Source organism: Psychrobacter sp. (assembly GCF_036731945.1).
Taxonomy (GTDB): Bacteria; Pseudomonadota; Gammaproteobacteria; order Pseudomonadales; family Moraxellaceae; genus Psychrobacter.
Window position 1 is genome coordinate 5132 of the sequence record NZ_DAINDI010000019.1, and the last position, 2102, is coordinate 7233.

General features: G+C 45.5%; 2 protein-coding genes and 1 pseudogene. All 3 read left to right on the top strand.

The genetic code is table 11. The annotated features are described in order from the left end of the window. Nucleotides 1-650 (top strand): succinate--CoA ligase subunit alpha (sucD, locus tag V7D75_RS05495; RefSeq protein WP_333613740.1); only part of this gene is annotated, 650 nt, incomplete at its 5' end. A 121-nt stretch (nt 651-771) separates the two neighbouring features. Then, nucleotides 772-1653, top strand: a complete 882-nt coding sequence (locus V7D75_RS05500; protein ID WP_333613741.1) for a UTP--glucose-1-phosphate uridylyltransferase — start codon at nt 772-774, stop codon at nt 1651-1653. Between the two features lie 3 nt (nt 1654-1656). After that, a pseudogene (locus V7D75_RS05505) lies at nt 1657-2102 on the top strand (glucose-6-phosphate isomerase); the annotation flags it as partial.

Consider the following 2102-nt stretch of genomic DNA (forward strand, 5'->3'; position numbering starts at 1 on the left):
CATTTGTACTAGATTCTATCGTTGAAGCAGTCGATGCGGGCGTAAAATTGATCGTCGTGATCACTGAAGGCGTACCGACTATCGATATGCTAAAAGCCAAGCGTTATATCGAAGAAGCAGGCGATGTACGTATGGTTGGTCCAAACTGCCCAGGCGTTATCACTCCAGGTCAGTGCAAAATCGGTATCATGCCAGGCCATATCCATTTGCCAGGTAAAGTGGGTATCATCTCACGCTCTGGTACGTTGACTTATGAAGCGGTTGCTCAAACCACTAAGCTTGGCTTTGGTCAGTCTACTTGTATCGGTATCGGCGGCGACCCTATCCCAGGTATGAACCAAATCGATGCGCTAAAACTGTTCCAAGACGATCCACAAACCGAAGCCATCGTATTAATCGGTGAGATTGGTGGTACAGCTGAAGAAGAAGCGGCGGCTTATATCAAAGAGCACGTAACTAAGCCAGTTGTTGGTTATATCGCTGGTGTGACTGCGCCTGCTGGTAAACGTATGGGCCATGCTGGCGCGATCATCTCTGGTGGCCAAGGTACTGCTGAAGAGAAGTTTAAAGCCTTTGAAGACGCTGGTATTGCTTATACTCGCGATCCATCAAAAATTGGCGATAAGTTAAAAGAAGTTACCGGTTGGTAATTTAGGTATTAATAGCTAGTCTAATACCAAAACATCGTTGAAAAAAAATAAAGGCACTCCTACAATGGGGTGTCTTTTTTTATTCTAAAAATAACTTTCCTTTGATTAAAATGTAGCAATTATGAAAAAAATTACTCATGCTGTTATTCCTGTCGCAGGCTTTGGTACGCGTATGCTGCCGTTATCGAAATCGGTGCCAAAAGAGCTGCTACCACTTGGCAATCGTCCCGCTATTCATTATGTCGTTGAAGAATCCATTGCTGCGGGTATCAAGCATATCGTTTTAGTCGGTCATGCGCAAAAAAGCGCCATCGAAAACTACTTTGATATCAATGCTGAATTGGATAATCAATTGCGTGCTAAAGGTAAAGACACGTTAGCCGATAGCTTAACTTGGTTACCCGAGGATGTAACGGTGTCTATGATACGCCAAGGCAAACCATTAGGGTTAGGACACGCGGTATTGGCGGCGCGTCCAATCATCGGCGAGCATGACTTTGCGGTACTGCTGCCAGATGTGGTGCTCGATCCATTTACCACCGATATAACGACTGATAATTTGGCGTTTATGATTGAAGCCTTTGCCAAAGACACGCATTCGCAAATATTGGTCAATAACGTAGCAGATGAAGATGTACATAAATACGGTATTGCCCAATTAGACGAAGCATTTAATCAAGCGCATGAAATCGAGCAAGCTGATAAAAACGCGAGCTTTAAAGTTGCCGGTTTTGTCGAAAAGCCCAACTTAGCGGATGCCCCTTCAAGATTGGCCGTTGTCGGTCGTTATGTATTTAGCAACCATATATTTGATTATCTGGCCAATACTAGAGCGTCGGTTGGCGGCGAGATTCAACTGACTGATGCCATTGATGCCTTGATTAGCAAATATGGCGTTAATGTGACGACCATGCGCGGTGATAGTTATGACGCAGGCGATATGCGCTCGTATATGCAAGCGTTTATCTATTTTGCCGAGCAGCAGTTAAGGGATGATAAATAGTTGATGGATGAGACAAATAATAAGGGCTATAAAAGTGCCCGCCACTCTAAGTATTGGCAGCATTTAGCCAAGTTAGCGGAGCAGCCGTGGGCGCTTGCCCCATTATTCGCGCAGGATAATGAGCGGACGTCTCGCTTTAGTACGCAAGCGGGCGCGCTATATATGGATTATAGCAAGCAGTGTATTAATGATGCAGTGCTAGAAAATTTATTAAATTTGGCGAATAGTTGCGAGTTGTCAGGCCGTATCGATGCCTTGTTACAAGGGGCGATGGTTAATACCAGTGAAGAGCGAGCAGCGCTGCATACCGCTCTACGCTTGCCAGCTACAGAACAGCTGCAAGTTGGTATGCAAAATGTCACCGCTGATGTACATAAAAGCTTGGCGCAGGTAGAAAGATTGTCAGAGCGGGTACGCAACGGCACATGGCGCGGGTTTTCCGGTAAAGC